The sequence below is a fragment of the Clostridium sp. 1001270J_160509_D11 genome (assembly GCF_015667935.1).
In the GTDB taxonomy this organism is placed as follows: domain Bacteria; phylum Bacillota; class Clostridia; order Peptostreptococcales; family Peptostreptococcaceae; genus Intestinibacter.
In genome coordinates this window covers 1-14,559 of the sequence record NZ_JADPET010000072.1, presented here as the reverse complement: position 1 = coordinate 14,559, position 14,559 = coordinate 1, and the positions used below count along the sequence as shown (strand labels likewise).

Here is a 14,559-nt window from a genome sequence, read left to right as displayed (position 1 = left end):
TGGCTTATACCAGCAAAACTTGGAGTTAATGAAGCTACTTCATCCATTATTTCTGCAGAAGTTAAATGAGGTTGAGGTAATGTTTAGGAGGTTGTAGAATGCCAAGTATAAAGTCTATATTAACAGATATACAAACATTACCATTGAATCAAGTAGAAGAGTTACTATCTTATTTGGAAGAATTTCTTGTATCAAACTCTCAAGTAGAACAAATTTATGAAGATGTCAAAGAGTTTAGATTTTCTAAGGGAAAGGTATGTCCTCACTGTAGCTCTGAGTTAATATCAAAAAATGGTAAATATAATGGTAAACAAAGATATATCTGTAAAGATTGTAGAAGGACTTTTACTGATTTTACAAACTCTGCCGTATATAGAAGTAAAAAATCATTAGATAAGTGGCTTAAATATGCAAAATGTATGATTATGGGCTTATCAATAAGAAAATCTGCTAAAATTGTAGGCATAAATATAGCGACGAGTTTCTTTTGGAGACATAAAATTCTTGATTGCATAAGTTCCTTTTTAGGAACTGGTCATGTTGATGGCTTAATAGAGGCTGATGAAGTCTTTTTTGCCGAAAGTTTTAAAGGAACAAAAACTATTAATATGCCAAGAGAATCTCATAAAAGAGGTAAATCTATTAAAAAGAGAGGTATATCTAAAGAACAGATATGTATAGCCACAGCCTTAGATAGACAAGGTAATTTAATAATAGAACCATTATGCAAAGGTAGAATGACATATAAAGAGCTTGAAAATTTATATAAAGGTCATATCGGTGAGAATTCTATATTATGCACAGATAGCCACAAATCTTACATTAGATTTGCTACAGATTTCAATTTAAACCATAAACGTATAAAAACAGGTAAGCATAAAGAAGATATTTACCATATTCAACACATTAATAGTTTACACAGTAATTTAAAGAGATGGATGGGTAGATTTAATGGTGTGGCAAGTAAATATATTTCCAACTATATGCACTGGTTTAAATGGCTAAGAATATTTGAAAGTGACAAAGATTCTATTAAAACTAAGAATTTTATTGTGCAAAGCAATGTAGTATATGCTTACACTAGAGTAAAAGATTTCAAATTAAGAACACTACAATTCATATAAATAGTTATAAAGAAATCAGAAATATAGTATAATGAAAAATAATTACGCAATTTTTAATATAATGTGAAGAAGCAGTGCATTTAGAATCATACAGATGACAAATAGCATAAAAGCATAGGAGGGGGATGACATATTGAAAAAGTTTTTTTCAAGTGAAGGTAAATTTAATATTTTTTTTGTAGTGGGACTAATTCTTATAATCTCAGGTTTTTTTTACACAAAATATCCGATTAGTCTTATAGGGTTATTGATTGCATTTATACCTGAAACAAAAAATACAATTAATCATTATAAAGAAACTGGAAAAATAAGTTCTTATTTAGTCGTAGAGGTATTACTTTTTATCACTACTCTTTATATAATAATTTCTACTATGTTAGGTATTTAGACTTAAATTAATAATAGTATTGTTGGGAACATAAAATAGAGAAACAATATTAATAAAATACGAACTAAAAAGCAGAGGTAATTAATACCCCTGCTTTTTTATGATAAAATATAAAAATATCAACATTTATTTAAAACATACCCTATTATTAAAGTACATTCATATCCTTAAAGATGTAGATTTCTTTGAAACGCATTAAAGGAAATTATATTTATCCACAATGTAAAGATGATTATAATTTCCTTTGCACTAAAAAAATAAGTTAGTAAATTTTACTTTACTAACTTATTTGCCCATTTGGGAATGGTATTGTCATTCCAAATTAGATTTCCATCTTTAAAATATATTATTTCTTTAAATCTATCTGTATTATCATATATATTTACTTCATCACAGATTTATATATTGATGTTTTTCCACATCCGTTAACCCCTGCAAATATTGTATACGTTGGCATATTATCTCTCCTCAGGATAAACAAGTCCCCACTCTCTTCTTATCCCAGTCATTATCTCCATAACATCTTTCGTATAGTCAAGGTGAGCGACTTCTCTATCGCCCATTACTGCGTTTTCCATGTCTTGCATTTCGTAAAACAGTGCGTCTTCGTGTTTGCCGACTTCTATTTCTTCTCTTGCGCCTGTTTCTGTATAAGTTATGACTGCTTTTTGTGCTCTTGGGTATTCCATAATTTCGATATACCCTTTGTCGCAAGATATCATTCCTCGTTTTGGTTGTTTTGAGTGAAGTGTAAGTGATATTGTCGCCATCTGTTGCTCATCGTTCATAAGAAGGATTCCTGCTTGTTCGTCTACTCCTGTTGGTGCGTATTTCACTTGACTTAGCACTTGGTTTGGTTTTGATGACATAAACCATCTCACAAATGAAATCGCATAAACTCCTATATCGAGAAGTGCCCCACCTGCTAGGTTCATATTGAAGAATCTATTTTTCATATTGTACTCTTTGTAACTTCCGAAGTTCATCTGAATCATTCTGACTTCACCTAAATCGCCACGCTCTACTATTTCTTTTAACTTTTTATATAAAGGCATGTGGTAAATCGTCATTGCCTCTGCTAACACGACGTTGTTTTTCTCTGCAAGTTCGATCGCTTTGTTTAACTCGTCGCTATTTAATGTGATTGATTTCTCGCAAAGTATATGTTTGCCGTTAGAGATCGCCTCCATCATAAAGTCTATATGTGTGTTGTGCGGTGTTGTTATGTAGATTATGTCCACATTTTTATCAGAAAACATCTCGTGAAAATCGTCGTATACCTTTTTAACTCCGTATTTTTCTGCAAAATCCACTGCTTTGCTGTGTGTTCTATTGCCGACTGCATATATTGATTTGCCCGCTTTTTTCAAAGCATTTGCCATTTCATTTGCAACTACCCCTGTTCCTAATATTGCCCAATTAAATTCCCTTTTGTTCATAATTTCCTCCAAATATTATTTATTGTCTATGTTGTAAGTTTATCACTATATATTTATTTTACCAATATTTTTTGGTGATTTATATTCTTGGTTTAAGTTGTATATTAATATCTATATCAATATACTTATTTATTGAGATACTTATTTATTGACATTTTTGAATTATCCTTGTAATATTGTTTTGTACAAAACAATTATAGATAAATAGTTTTGTACAAAACATTTTTTCTAGGAGGCAAATATGAAATCACAATTTCCAATAGGACTACATATAAATAAGCTTAGTCGTATAATATCGAGAAAGGTGGACGCTGCTGTTTTAAACGTGATTGATGACAATATCACAGTATCTCAGGCATATGTAATAGATTTTATAACTGACAATAAAGACAAAGACATATTCCAAAAGGACTTGGAGCTTGAGTTTGATTTAAAGCGTTCTTCGGTAAGTCTTATGCTTAATAATATGGAAAAACACGATCTTATAAAGAGGGTGCCAGTAGCTGGTGATGCCCGTTTGAAAAAACTTGTTTTAACAGAAAAGGCTGTTGAAATATCAAGGAAAATCTCATCTGCTATAGATTCTGTTGAAGGTAAATTATTAGAAAATATGGAGCAAGACGAGATAAACAGTCTTTTAAATATGTTGGGTAAAATTAGATCAAATATTGAATAGCACTGTTATTTTAAATTAAAGATTATCAATATAAGTCTATATATATAAATTGATTTATATTGATATAAATCTATCTATATTGATATAAACCTTATATAAATCAATGAAAATAACTATATTAAAATTTGGAAAGGAAGGCACATATATGTCAAAGGTTAAAGATTTTACACAGGGAAAAATTTTCTCACCTCTAGTAACATTCATCATCCCTATATTAGCGGCATTATTTTTGCAGACTATGTATGGTGCGGTGGATTTACTTGTAGTTGGTAGATTTGGTCATGCGGCGGATGTTTCTGCTGTTTCGACTGGGAGTCAATTTATGCAAGTTATAACTCTTACAGTTACAGGGCTTGCAATGGGAATAACTATATTAATAGGTCAAAAACTAGGTCAAGGAAAGAAAAAGGACGCTGGTGATGTTGTCGGCAGCGGTATCTCAATATTTGCAGTAATAGCAATCATCTTAACTATTGTTTTCGTTACATTTGCGCCAGGCGTTGCGTCATTTATGAATGCACCAAAAGAGGCATTTGATAGCACTTCAACTTATATCAGAATTTGTTGTGCTGGGTCTATTTTTATAGTTGCATACAACGTAATCGGCGGTATTTTTAGAGGGCTTGGAGATGCAAAAACTCCACTTATGACTGTTTTAATAGCATGTATTGTAAATATTGTAGGCGATTTAGTATTTGTCGGTTATTTTAATATGGCATCTACTGGGGCTGCGTTTGCAACTGTTCTTGCACAAGCTGTCAGCGTTATTTTATCGCTAGTAATAATCGCAAAAAGAGGATTGCCTTTTGAGTTTTCGCTAAAAAGCATAAAATTCCACAAAGGGCTAACTTCACAAATAATAAAATTCGGTGCACCGATAGCTCTACAAGAACTACTTGTTCAAATATCATTCTTAGTAATCGTAATGATTGGTAATTCTATGGGTGTTGTTCCATCAGCTGGTATGGGTGTTGCCCAAAAACTAGCGGCGTTTATAATGCTTGTTCCATCGTCATTCTCACAAGGTGTTTCGGCATTTGTGGCACAAAACTACGGAGCACAAAAATACGACAGAGCAAAAAAAGCACTTATTTATGCAATTGGAACTTCATTATGCTGTGGTGTTTGCATGTTCTTCTTGGCATTTTTCAAAGGAGATATGCTTTCTTCGATATTCTCTACTGATCATGAAGTTATTCTTGCTGCTTGGGATTATCTAAAATCATATGCAATAGACTGCTTCTTTACTGCATTTTTATTCTGCATGATTGGTTTCTTAAATGGATGTGGAAAAACAACAATCGTAATGATTCAAGGTATAGTCGGTGCGTTCTTCGTGAGAATACCTGTTGCTTATGTTATGAGTAAAATTGAACCAGTTTCTTTATTTAGAGTTGGTCTTGCAACTCCATCATCTACAATTGTTCAAATCGTAATATGTGGTGTTTATTTATTCTTCTTGTCGAGAACATTATTTAAAAAAGAAGAAACAAATGATGCCCCTAACCATGAATTATGTGATGCAGAAGCATAAGAAAATTATAATAAAATCTGTATGATAATAAAAAAAATAAGCATGTCTTAGTAATGTCAACAGATACTAAGGCATGCTTGTTTAATTTGTTGTAAGTGATTCGCAATATATTAATATTGTTTAATACTAATAAAATTAATTATTAGTATTAATTTTATACTTATCAAATCTAAAAGTAACAGTAAATTTCACAAAGTATACAATCCAAATAACAATCGATATCCATAAAACTAATTTAGATATTAGAACATAGCCAATTGCTCCTACTAAAAGTATTAAAGCTAATTTTAACATTATTATTCCATAATCTTTACTTAGTTTAAATTCATCATATAATTCTCTTTCATTTTTTGATATGAAATAATATCCAGTGATTAATATGGATGCTTTATCTTTAAGAAGAAAAAACATACATGATACGAATAATAATGCACATGACATAAATAATGAAATTTTCAACATACTAATTCCCCCCTTCATTTCATTCGTAATATATAACAATTGCGAACTTAATTATATTATATATTATTAATCACTAAGTTAGCTATCAGAATCTATTTTCAATCCATTTTAATTATATATTGACAGTTTCACAGGCTTATGTAATAGACTTTATATTAACTTCGCAAAATGCGTATAATATTGCAATCATCTAAAATCTAAAATAAATCAAATATATTAAAAACTCCCACATCGAAATTTAAATCAACATGGGAGTTTTTATCTATTTTACAAGTTTTTCTCTCTCTTCTATACTATGATATTCTGTAACCTTATGACCAATTCTTCCGATAAAGTTAGACATTGCTCTGATTTCATTTATAGCTTTATCTTTTTCTATTCCTTCTGTTACTAATTCTCTACGGCCAACATTACTGTATTTGTAAGTTACATATTTATCTCCAACTTTCCAAACTTCTCTTCTCTCACTACCTACTCCAGTTTTATAGTCTATTTGTGTACCATATACTAATTCTTTTTCGCCAAGTGCTTTAAATTGTAGTTCTATTGCAAATTCGTCTTCTATGTCTTTTTGTTTATTTAAAATTGGAAGTTTATTATATATTTCAATAGCATCATAAAATCCTATTTCATCTCTTTCAGTTTTATCAAATACTATAAGTGGCATTTGTTCAACATCATTAAGTTCGTTAAATTGGATTTTACACATAGCATCTGTATCTGCATATAATCCTGATGCATGCATAGATTTTATAAAGTTTAATATCTCTTCAAGACCATCTAATCTCTCGAATGTTATAAGTTTTGCATCATGTGTCATTACCTTTTCTACGCTTTTGAAGAATTTAAGTACACTATTTGCAACAACTATTGAATTTTCAACCTCATCTATGCTCCAAAAGCTTTTTAATTTAGGTAAATTAGTAATTTCAAGCATTGATCTATTAGATATAACTAAATCAAATTTTTCTTCTTTAAAGAATTTGTCCACTTTTTTTGCATCAACTGCTTCAAACTTTACATTCTCAACCCCTAGTTTTTGAGCTATTTCCTCTGCACATTTAATTCCCTTTTTACACTTATCCACACCAATTATTTCTGAATTTGGATAAAGATTTGCAATAAAACAAGTAGTTATACCATTGTCACATCCTAAATCAAGTATTTTCTTTCCATCTAGGTTTTTATCATATGAATTTTTAAAATCTATAAACCATGCAAAAAATTGTCTATATAAATCATAGTAATATCCGGCAAAATCCATAGTTGTTTCTAAATCTTTATTTTTTACCGTGTATATTTTTCCGTTTCCTTTATCTTTTCTAAGAGCTACTGCCAAATCCAAATCTTGTGTTAAATTCACCTTATGCTTTTCATCTATTTTCTTGAAAAATTCATCTCTATCATTTTCCTCTAGTATTCCTAATTTTTCAAAAAACTCCCCTATCACATTGTTGTTTAATTGTTCCATAATGCTAAATTTCTCCTTTAATATTCCCTTTTCCCATTTTATCTCTTATCAATAACTACTCTATACAACCCCATAAAAATTATTTTTAGTATATCGTAATTATGCCTATTTATATTATAACGTTTTTTATATTCATTTGTATTTTATTCCAACATATAGTTTTTTAATATAAAAAGACCAGGTATTGCTACCTAGCCTTTCGTTTTATAGTTCATTATTAAAGAATATTTTTACTTCGCTGTCTTTGAAGTCAATTCTGTAATAGTCGTATTCGTCATCTTCATCATAATACTCAGTAAACATGTCAAATGCTTCTGTTGCATGTACTAATTTTTCAATAGAATCTACTTTGAATTTTTCCATGTTCACATTTGTGTTGAAATATATACCAGTTATCCCCTTGTTTGTGTCCATCTTTAGCGAACTCGCATCATTTAAATATATATCGAATGCATTTGTTGTGATATATATACATTCTAGATCCTTTTGAGTTATTCTTTCTAACTCTGCTAATATTTCTTCTGGTTTTATTATTTCTATCATGTTATACCCCTCCCATTTTGGTCTTTAATTGTAGTATACCACAATATTCCAGCATCGAAACATTATTTAAATATTAATAGGATTTTGAGTAATTCATCAAAACTCATAAATAACACCCCTTTTCTTATTTAAATTATAGCATTCTTGGGGGTGTGTTTGATAATGAATATCATTTTAAAATAAATTAGCTAGCGTACATTAAAATTAATAATGTAGCGCACATTAAAATTAAAATAAATTGAATAGAATGCATAAAAATTAAATTAAGCAGCGCACAAGCACTGCTTAATCAAACTATATATCTAAAATTATTTAAATCATTTGTTATTTATAATCGAATTAGCTCCTATAAATGCGGCTACAGTCATTGCTATTGTTGCGATAACTGCTAAATATGCTCCCATTCCATGTGATGCTATTCCGTATGAATCCTGAACAACACTAGCTATAGACATAAAATCGACTATAGTTAAAAGCGCTGCTATTGCTGATAAAATAAAACCAATTCCTCCCCTTCTTACAATATACGCTCCCATTGCAATCAAAATAAGTATTAATAAGACGATGCCGTTACCAGTTTGTATATATGACACGCTTTGAGAAAATCCAAAAGCCTGTGCTTTTGCATATGGTAAAAACAACGAGATAATTCCTACAACTCCCGCGATTATTGCGATAGTATTTTTTTGCATTTGTGTTCCAAGTAAAATATTTTTTAATCCTTTATCTGTGTTTTGTGGCACTTGGTTATTATTCATATATTTTACCCCCATTTTTATTTTTTGATAAAATTGGTTTTAACAATAATCTGCTCAAATTTATATCAAAATTATCCACACCTATTTATAATTTATTCATAGAGCAGGTCGTGTATGATATTAAATGATTATTTTTAAATGTCATAGATTGTCCTTTATTTTTTAGGGAAAATATATGATAATAACGCCAAATTTATATTACTCACTTTGTTTTAATGCGCCTACTTCGGGGCCTATACTTGTTAAGTCGATATTGTTTATGCTGCAAAAATATTTTAGAAGGTCATCTGCAGATTTTTCGTACTTTGTACCCTTTTTCATGTCTGCAATATCTCTCAAAACTTGTACTGCCATTTGGTCTGTCATATATCTAAACAAGCCAGTTCCCCATCTTGTGTTTTCCTTTTTTCCGCTGTTGCTGTAATAATTCCAAAAGAGCATTTTTTTCGCTTCACCTTCTGAAAGTTTTATTCTATATCTCGATTTTGGAGCCGACATAACGTATCCTTCTTCGTTATTTTCAGGATCGCCCGCAAACACCTCATCAATCAAAAACACCGCAAATATATATCGCTTGTCTTCTGCCATGTCTGGATTTACAGTTGTTAAGATTGCAAGGTGATTTTCCTTCGCTCCGACTATTCTTCTTGGAACTGACTCACTTTTTTCATCGAGGGTAGCGCCTGCATATGCAGTCCAATTTTTCAACAAATCACTTTCATAGCAAATACCCTCATCTTCATAAATTTGCTCCAACTCATCTCTATCAATCATATTGTCGTAATAATGTCGACATGCGCAGTCTTGGAATTTGCACCATTCGCCCCTGCCCCTATCGATATTTTGAGCAATCGTTCTGTTACTACATATCCCACTAAATCCAACTTGTTCGCTGGACTTACCACCATCACAATAATTGCACTTAAATGCTATATTATGCCCTTTGTCACTCTTGTTATGCTTGCCCTTTTCCTTTGTAGAAGTTATTTTCTTACCTTCCTTTTTCGCTCTCTTTCCTACTTTTATCTTTCTAATTATCGGCTCATCCCTAATAAGATTTTTCTGTTCTTTTTCAATCTCTCTTTGTCTGATGATTGCCTCTTTTCTATCTATATCTTCCTTTTTTTGTACCAAATCAGCCACATAAGCCTTGAATTTTTCGTCCTTCGCTCTAATAATGTTTTTAAAAATATCTGGGAATTGGAATTCTTTTTGGTCACCAGAGAAATCAACGATAATATATGACTCTCTCTCTCTGATTTTATGATCACAAATTTTCCCCTCCCCAAGAGATTTGTGCTCAACAACTTGACCTATAACATTCATTTTATCTTCCCCCTTTTTATAAATAATCTATCTTTTTTAATTAAATTAGACTATATTTATGCTCGAACTAAAACTGCCCATACTATAATTATACATTAAAATTGTTCGAAAAATAATCAAATAAATTTGAAAATTTTTTGAACCTGGCTTTGCTTATATTACTCCCACCTGTAAAATAAAAAAATTCACTTCGTTCATGGCGCCAACGACTGTGTCCGTTGCTTTAGTTAATAGGTTGGAAATTATACATTATCCACAAACCAGATAATATATAATTTCCTTATAATTAAAAAAAGTAGGGGTATTTTTATATACACCTACTTTTGCTTACTTTTATTCTGCTCTCTTCTATTCGACTGATTTTAATGCATCTATCATATTTATGTTTTTCAATCTTATATGCATCATAAACATAACACATACGGCGAAAATCATTGTGATGATCCCCGCTATTACATAAGTCACCATATGAACTACTGGTATCAGCATCATATTGTCGAGTTCTGACGTGCTGACTAGGAATAAATATAAGAATCGACCTAATACAGAGCCTGCAAGAATTCCTAAAAGAGTTAGAATTATATTCTCTCTGAATATATACATGTCTACTTCATTGTCGTAGAAACCTAGCACTTTTATTGTCGAAATCTCTCTTATACGCTCAGATATATTTATATTTATAAGATTGTATAAAACGACAAATGCTAAACTTCCCGATGCACCTATAATAACTAACATAACTAGACCTAAGTCCGCTGATTCACTTATGCTTCTTATCTTAGATGCTAATGTCACATTTGTGACTTTGTTGTTGTTCATTATTTTTTCGGCTACTTTATCCTCGTCATCTACATTGTCTTTAAAGTTTAAAAGTTGCGCGTTATAGCTCGCTTTTTGTCCGAATACCTTGTTGTAATATGTCGGTGATAAATATACATAGTGTCCTGAATAATTCTCCATAATATGATCGACTTTTATTTTATATGGATTATTTTCAGAATCTCTCATAACTATCTCGTCGCCAACTTTTGCATCTAAAAGTTTCGCTAATTTTTCATTTATAATAGCCCCATCGTCGCTTAACTCATACTTTTCACCAGTCTCCCTGTTGTATAATCCCATATACTTAGATAATTCTTTCGGTTTTTCTGGTACATACATAGTCGCCGTTTGCTTGCTTATTGTCTTTTTATTAAACGTAACTGAGTCTTGATATACATTTAAGCTGCTTTTGTATTCAGGCAAGTTTTTTAGATTATCTTCGTATTCCTTGTCGTCTTCTTGTGTCGAATCTTCACCAAATACTACAAGTGCATCGTATTTTATTATCTTGCCAAACTGTATATCGCTTACATTGTCGTTTGAATATTGAAGTCCCAACCCTGCTATTAATATAGCTGTACACCCAGCTATTCCTATAATCGTCATCAACATTCTTTGTTTATATCTGAAAAGATTTCTGCAAGTTACCTTTTGGTTGAAGTTTAATCTTTTCCAAATTGGAGTTATTCTCTCAAGCAAGATTTTTTTCCCTACTTTTGGAGCCTTAACCCTCATCAACGCTGATGGTTGTTCATGAAGTTCTTGTTTTAATACAAATATCGACGCTCCTACTGTACAAACTAGCGAGCATAACACCGACTGTATTATATATGATGGATATAGCTGTAGTTTAACTTTTGGTAACATAAACGCAGAGCCGTAGGCTTGGCTTATTATCTGCGGAAGTATCCCGCACCCAACAGCAATTCCAAGCGCACTTCCCGCCAGGGTTGCTGACGTTGCATACACGATAAACTTTTTAGCTATCTCATAATCTCTATAACCAAGTGCCTTCAACGTACCTATCTCCGTACGATTTTCCTCCACCATTCTCGTCATAGTCGTCAAACAAATCAACGCCGCAACCAAGAAGAAGAACACAGGAAACACAGACGCAATCTTGTCCAAACTCTCAATCGATCCCTTATAAGTCGAATAACCCGAGTTGTCTTCCCTATCAAAATAATAGTACTTACTTCCCGCAAGCTGCTTATCCAACTCACTTAACTTCTCATCAATAATCGTCGACTGATTAGTCGCCATTCCTGCCCCTTGATAAGATAAATTTCCTCCTGAAAGCTGACTACCATCTTGATTAACATTACTACTTTGCTGATTTATAATCTCGCTATTTTGTTGATTTGCAACTTCACTACTTTGCTGATTTAAAACTCCTTGTCCAGATGATTTCATCATCTGCTCCATCTGTTTTTGCATTTCATCTTCCATAGATTTTTTAGCATCAGCTTTCACTTCTTCAATTCGCTCAACTTGCCTTTTTGAATATAAATCCTCAAGGTATTTTGTATTTTTCTCCATTGTCTCTTTATACTCATCACTATACGCACCTAACTTGGCCGTATTTGCAAATCTCACATAGATTTCTGTATATGTGTCTAGGTCTAAGTCTTTGCTATTTATCACCGCGAAATAGTCTATACTTCCCTTTCCGACAGTCGTTGTCCCCCTCGAAAGGTAGTCTATATACATTGGACTTTGCACAAAACCTACTATTTTAAAAGATTTCTTTTTAAAATATGCTTCCGTCTCTTCGTCCGATTCTACTTTATAAGTATCGCCAATTTTTAAATTAGGGTTGTCTTTCAATGCCTGCTCATCAAGTGCAATTTCACCACTATTTTTAGGCATTCTTCCTTCAACAACTTCTAACTTATTCATAGTCGAATTTTGTTTGTACTCCATAAATTTGACAACATTTTTCGTGTTTGTCATATTTACATCCACGCTTTTTGTAGCATAATAGTCGCTTATTTTATCGTTATCTTCTAACAATTTTAAATCATTTTCATTAAGACCAAGACTCGAAACAATCTTACTGTCCATAAGCCCTCTCTCATTAAAATAATCATTTATTGTTTTTTCAAGATCAGGCCCACTCGATTTAATCCCTGCATAAAAAGCAACTCCTAAAAAAATTATCGCCATTATTGAGATAAATCTCGCCTTTGAAGATGCAATTTCCCTTTTGATTGATTTATTATAAGTCTTATTTTTTGCCATATCACATCCTACCAATCTATATCATCAACTGATACTGGATTTTCATTTATATTAATTTCCTTAACCTTCGCATCCCTTATATGGATAACCCTATCCGCCATTGGAGCAAGAGCCGAATTGTGAGTTATTACAATTACTGTTGTCTGCGTTCTTTTACACGTGTCTTGTAACGTTTTTAAAACCTGTTTCCCAGTTTTATAATCAAGCGCACCCGTCGGCTCATCACATAAAAGTAACTTTGGATTTTTCGCAATTGCCCTCGCTATCGAAACCCTCTGCTGTTCACCACCAGAAAGTTGTGATGGGAAGTTGTTTTTTCTGTGCCCAAGCCCAACAAGCTCAAGCGTTTCATCAACATCAAGAGCATCTTTTGAAATCTGAGTTGCAAGCTCCACATTTTCCTTCGCCGTCAAATTTTGAACTAAATTATAAAATTGAAAAACAAATCCCACATCATAACGTCTATAATTCGTAAGCTGTTTTTTATTAAACTTAGCAATATCAACACCATCAATTATAATTTGGCCCTCATCACAATTATCCATTCCACCAAGAATATTAAGCACAGTTGTCTTTCCTGCTCCACTCGGTCCAAGAATTATAACAAATTCCCCCTTTTCTATTGAAAAACTAACACCATTGTTAGCAGCAACCACACTGTCCCCCACCTGGTACCTCTTATACTCGTCTATTATCTCGATATATGACATAATTTCCTCCTTTTTATACTGTCCATTTTTAAATTTTATTCTGTCTCTTATTAAATAGATATCTTTGGTATCTTATATCGAATAAATATATTAGCTATCTTGTATTAAATAAATATCCTATATTAACTCAATATGTTAGCTATCTTCTTATTTAATAAATATCTTATATCAAATAGATATCTTTATTATTTAATTCTAAAATTATTATAAATAATGTAGAACTTTGTTACAATAACCACATTTATTTTTACCTTTATAAATTTAAAAATAAATAACTTCTTCTAGTTAATGGTCATAGTCATATCAAATTTTATTTGTTATACTATTATAAAGAAATTTGACAGGGGGAAATTCATATGAATACATCAACATTTTTAGAAATTTTAAAAGTAGCCGAAAAACTAAAATGTAACACAAGACATTCATGGACATCTTCAGGCCGCCACGAAAGCGTCGCAGAACACAGCTGGCGTGTTGCATTAATGGCCTTATTAATGCGTGATGAATTTCCTGAACTAGACATGGACAAAGTAATTCGCATGTGCTTAATCCACGACTTAGGAGAAGCATTCACAGGTGATATACCTGCATTTGATAAAAAAGAAGAAGACAGCCAAAAAGAAGATGAAGTATTCTTCAACTGGGTTTCAACATTTCCAGAACCATATCGCGAAGAATTCTCAGATCTTTTAACAGAAATGATAGAATTAAAAACTGGAGAAGCAAAACTTTACAAAGCCCTTGATAATCTAGAAGCCGTAATCCAACACAACGAAGCCGACATAAGCACTTGGATTCCTCTAGAATACGACTTACAATTTACTTATGGTGCAGACAAAGTTCAATTCTCTCCATATTTAAAAGAATTAAAGCAAGAACTAGACAATAGAAATACAAAAAAAATAGCCGAGGCACAAAAAGCCTAGCTTCATATCAAAAAAAATTTCCTGCATATAACCCCAATGCAGGAAATAGTATAAAATGAATTATTGAAATAAATATTTGAGATTGATATATAAATTTGTTTTCTCATTAATATAAACGGGAGTTGGTAGAATGTGAATT

General features: G+C 31.7%; 13 protein-coding genes. 5 read left to right on the top strand and 8 right to left on the bottom strand.

The features are described 5' to 3' along the window. Window positions 1-98 precede the first annotated feature (98 nt). Together I4U58_RS08200 and I4U58_RS08195 are read left to right on the top strand one after the other, a co-directional pair. Window positions 99-1,124, top strand: coding sequence for an IS1595 family transposase (locus tag I4U58_RS08200; RefSeq protein ID WP_195930809.1), 1,026 nt, complete (start codon window positions 99-101; stop codon window positions 1,122-1,124). A gap of 133 nt (window positions 1,125-1,257) precedes the next feature. After that, the gene (locus I4U58_RS08195) at window positions 1,258-1,512 is read left to right on the top strand and encodes a hypothetical protein (RefSeq protein WP_195930808.1); all 255 of its coding nucleotides are present in this window, start codon (window positions 1,258-1,260) and stop codon (window positions 1,510-1,512) included. 458 nt (window positions 1,513-1,970) lie between these two features. Here I4U58_RS08195 and I4U58_RS08190 read toward each other — a convergent pair whose 3' ends face one another. Further along, window positions 1,971-2,951: a Gfo/Idh/MocA family oxidoreductase gene (locus I4U58_RS08190; protein ID WP_207743848.1), complete on the bottom strand. Its 981-nt coding sequence runs from the start codon at window positions 2,949-2,951 to the stop codon at window positions 1,971-1,973. Between the two features lie 241 nt (window positions 2,952-3,192). Between I4U58_RS08190 and I4U58_RS08185 the strand changes: the two genes are divergently transcribed. After that, on the top strand, window positions 3,193-3,627 hold the full coding sequence (locus I4U58_RS08185) for a MarR family winged helix-turn-helix transcriptional regulator (protein ID WP_195930807.1): 435 nt from the start codon (window positions 3,193-3,195) through the stop codon (window positions 3,625-3,627). A gap of 145 nt (window positions 3,628-3,772) precedes the next feature. Then, window positions 3,773-5,161: an MATE family efflux transporter gene (locus I4U58_RS08180; protein WP_195930806.1), complete on the top strand. Its 1,389-nt coding sequence runs from the start codon at window positions 3,773-3,775 to the stop codon at window positions 5,159-5,161. 135 nt (window positions 5,162-5,296) lie between these two features. On the opposite strand, the gene I4U58_RS08175 is transcribed toward I4U58_RS08180, so the two are convergent. The 7 genes from I4U58_RS08175 to I4U58_RS08145 all read right to left on the bottom strand — a co-directional run bounded on the left by I4U58_RS08175 (window position 5,297) and on the right by I4U58_RS08145 (window position 13,494). Continuing rightward, window positions 5,297-5,623 carry a DUF3784 domain-containing protein gene (locus tag I4U58_RS08175; RefSeq protein WP_022071309.1) on the bottom strand — a complete coding sequence of 109 codons (327 nt, stop codon included), beginning with the start codon at window positions 5,621-5,623 and terminating at the stop codon, window positions 5,297-5,299. Between the two features lie 262 nt (window positions 5,624-5,885). Beyond that, on the bottom strand, window positions 5,886-7,094 hold the full coding sequence (locus tag I4U58_RS08170) for a class I SAM-dependent methyltransferase (protein ID WP_195930805.1): 1,209 nt from the start codon (window positions 7,092-7,094) through the stop codon (window positions 5,886-5,888). Window positions 7,095-7,298: 204 nt separating this feature from the next. Next, window positions 7,299-7,637, bottom strand: coding sequence for a hypothetical protein (locus I4U58_RS08165; RefSeq protein WP_195930804.1), 339 nt, complete (start codon window positions 7,635-7,637; stop codon window positions 7,299-7,301). 317 nt (window positions 7,638-7,954) lie between these two features. Beyond that, window positions 7,955-8,395 carry a hypothetical protein gene (locus I4U58_RS08160; RefSeq protein ID WP_195930803.1) on the bottom strand — a complete coding sequence of 147 codons (441 nt, stop codon included), beginning with the start codon at window positions 8,393-8,395 and terminating at the stop codon, window positions 7,955-7,957. Window positions 8,396-8,593: 198 nt separating this feature from the next. Continuing rightward, entirely contained in the window at window positions 8,594-9,721 is a 1,128-nt protein-coding gene (locus I4U58_RS08155; RefSeq protein ID WP_195930802.1) for a hypothetical protein, read from the bottom strand. A 348-nt stretch (window positions 9,722-10,069) separates the two neighbouring features. Continuing rightward, window positions 10,070-12,784, bottom strand: coding sequence for an ABC transporter permease (locus tag I4U58_RS08150; protein WP_195930801.1), 2,715 nt, complete (start codon window positions 12,782-12,784; stop codon window positions 10,070-10,072). An 8-nt stretch (window positions 12,785-12,792) separates the two neighbouring features. Next, on the bottom strand, window positions 12,793-13,494 hold the full coding sequence (locus I4U58_RS08145) for an ABC transporter ATP-binding protein (RefSeq protein WP_195930800.1): 702 nt from the start codon (window positions 13,492-13,494) through the stop codon (window positions 12,793-12,795). Window positions 13,495-13,850: 356 nt separating this feature from the next. Here I4U58_RS08145 and I4U58_RS08140 point away from each other — a divergent pair, with 356 nt between their 5' ends. Continuing rightward, window positions 13,851-14,420 carry an HD domain-containing protein gene (locus tag I4U58_RS08140; protein WP_195930799.1) on the top strand — a complete coding sequence of 190 codons (570 nt, stop codon included), beginning with the start codon at window positions 13,851-13,853 and terminating at the stop codon, window positions 14,418-14,420. Window positions 14,421-14,559: the final 139 nt, after the last annotated feature.

Coding starts and splice junctions, on each gene's coding strand:
- I4U58_RS08200 (WP_195930809.1), top strand. CDS start 99: ATGCCAAGTATAAAGTCTATATTAACAGATATACAAACATTACCATTG.
- I4U58_RS08190 (WP_207743848.1), bottom strand. CDS start 2,951: ATGAACAAAAGGGAATTTAATTGGGCAATATTAGGAACAGGGGTAGTT.
- I4U58_RS08185 (WP_195930807.1), top strand. CDS start 3,193: ATGAAATCACAATTTCCAATAGGACTACATATAAATAAGCTTAGTCGT.
- I4U58_RS08180 (WP_195930806.1), top strand. CDS start 3,773: ATGTCAAAGGTTAAAGATTTTACACAGGGAAAAATTTTCTCACCTCTA.
- I4U58_RS08175 (WP_022071309.1), bottom strand. CDS start 5,623: ATGTTGAAAATTTCATTATTTATGTCATGTGCATTATTATTCGTATCA.
- I4U58_RS08170 (WP_195930805.1), bottom strand. CDS start 7,094: ATGGAACAATTAAACAACAATGTGATAGGGGAGTTTTTTGAAAAATTA.
- I4U58_RS08165 (WP_195930804.1), bottom strand. CDS start 7,637: ATGATAGAAATAATAAAACCAGAAGAAATATTAGCAGAGTTAGAAAGA.
- I4U58_RS08160 (WP_195930803.1), bottom strand. CDS start 8,395: ATGAATAATAACCAAGTGCCACAAAACACAGATAAAGGATTAAAAAAT.
- I4U58_RS08155 (WP_195930802.1), bottom strand. CDS start 9,721: ATGAATGTTATAGGTCAAGTTGTTGAGCACAAATCTCTTGGGGAGGGG.
- I4U58_RS08150 (WP_195930801.1), bottom strand. CDS start 12,784: ATGGCAAAAAATAAGACTTATAATAAATCAATCAAAAGGGAAATTGCA.
- I4U58_RS08145 (WP_195930800.1), bottom strand. CDS start 13,494: ATGTCATATATCGAGATAATAGACGAGTATAAGAGGTACCAGGTGGGG.
- I4U58_RS08140 (WP_195930799.1), top strand. CDS start 13,851: ATGAATACATCAACATTTTTAGAAATTTTAAAAGTAGCCGAAAAACTA.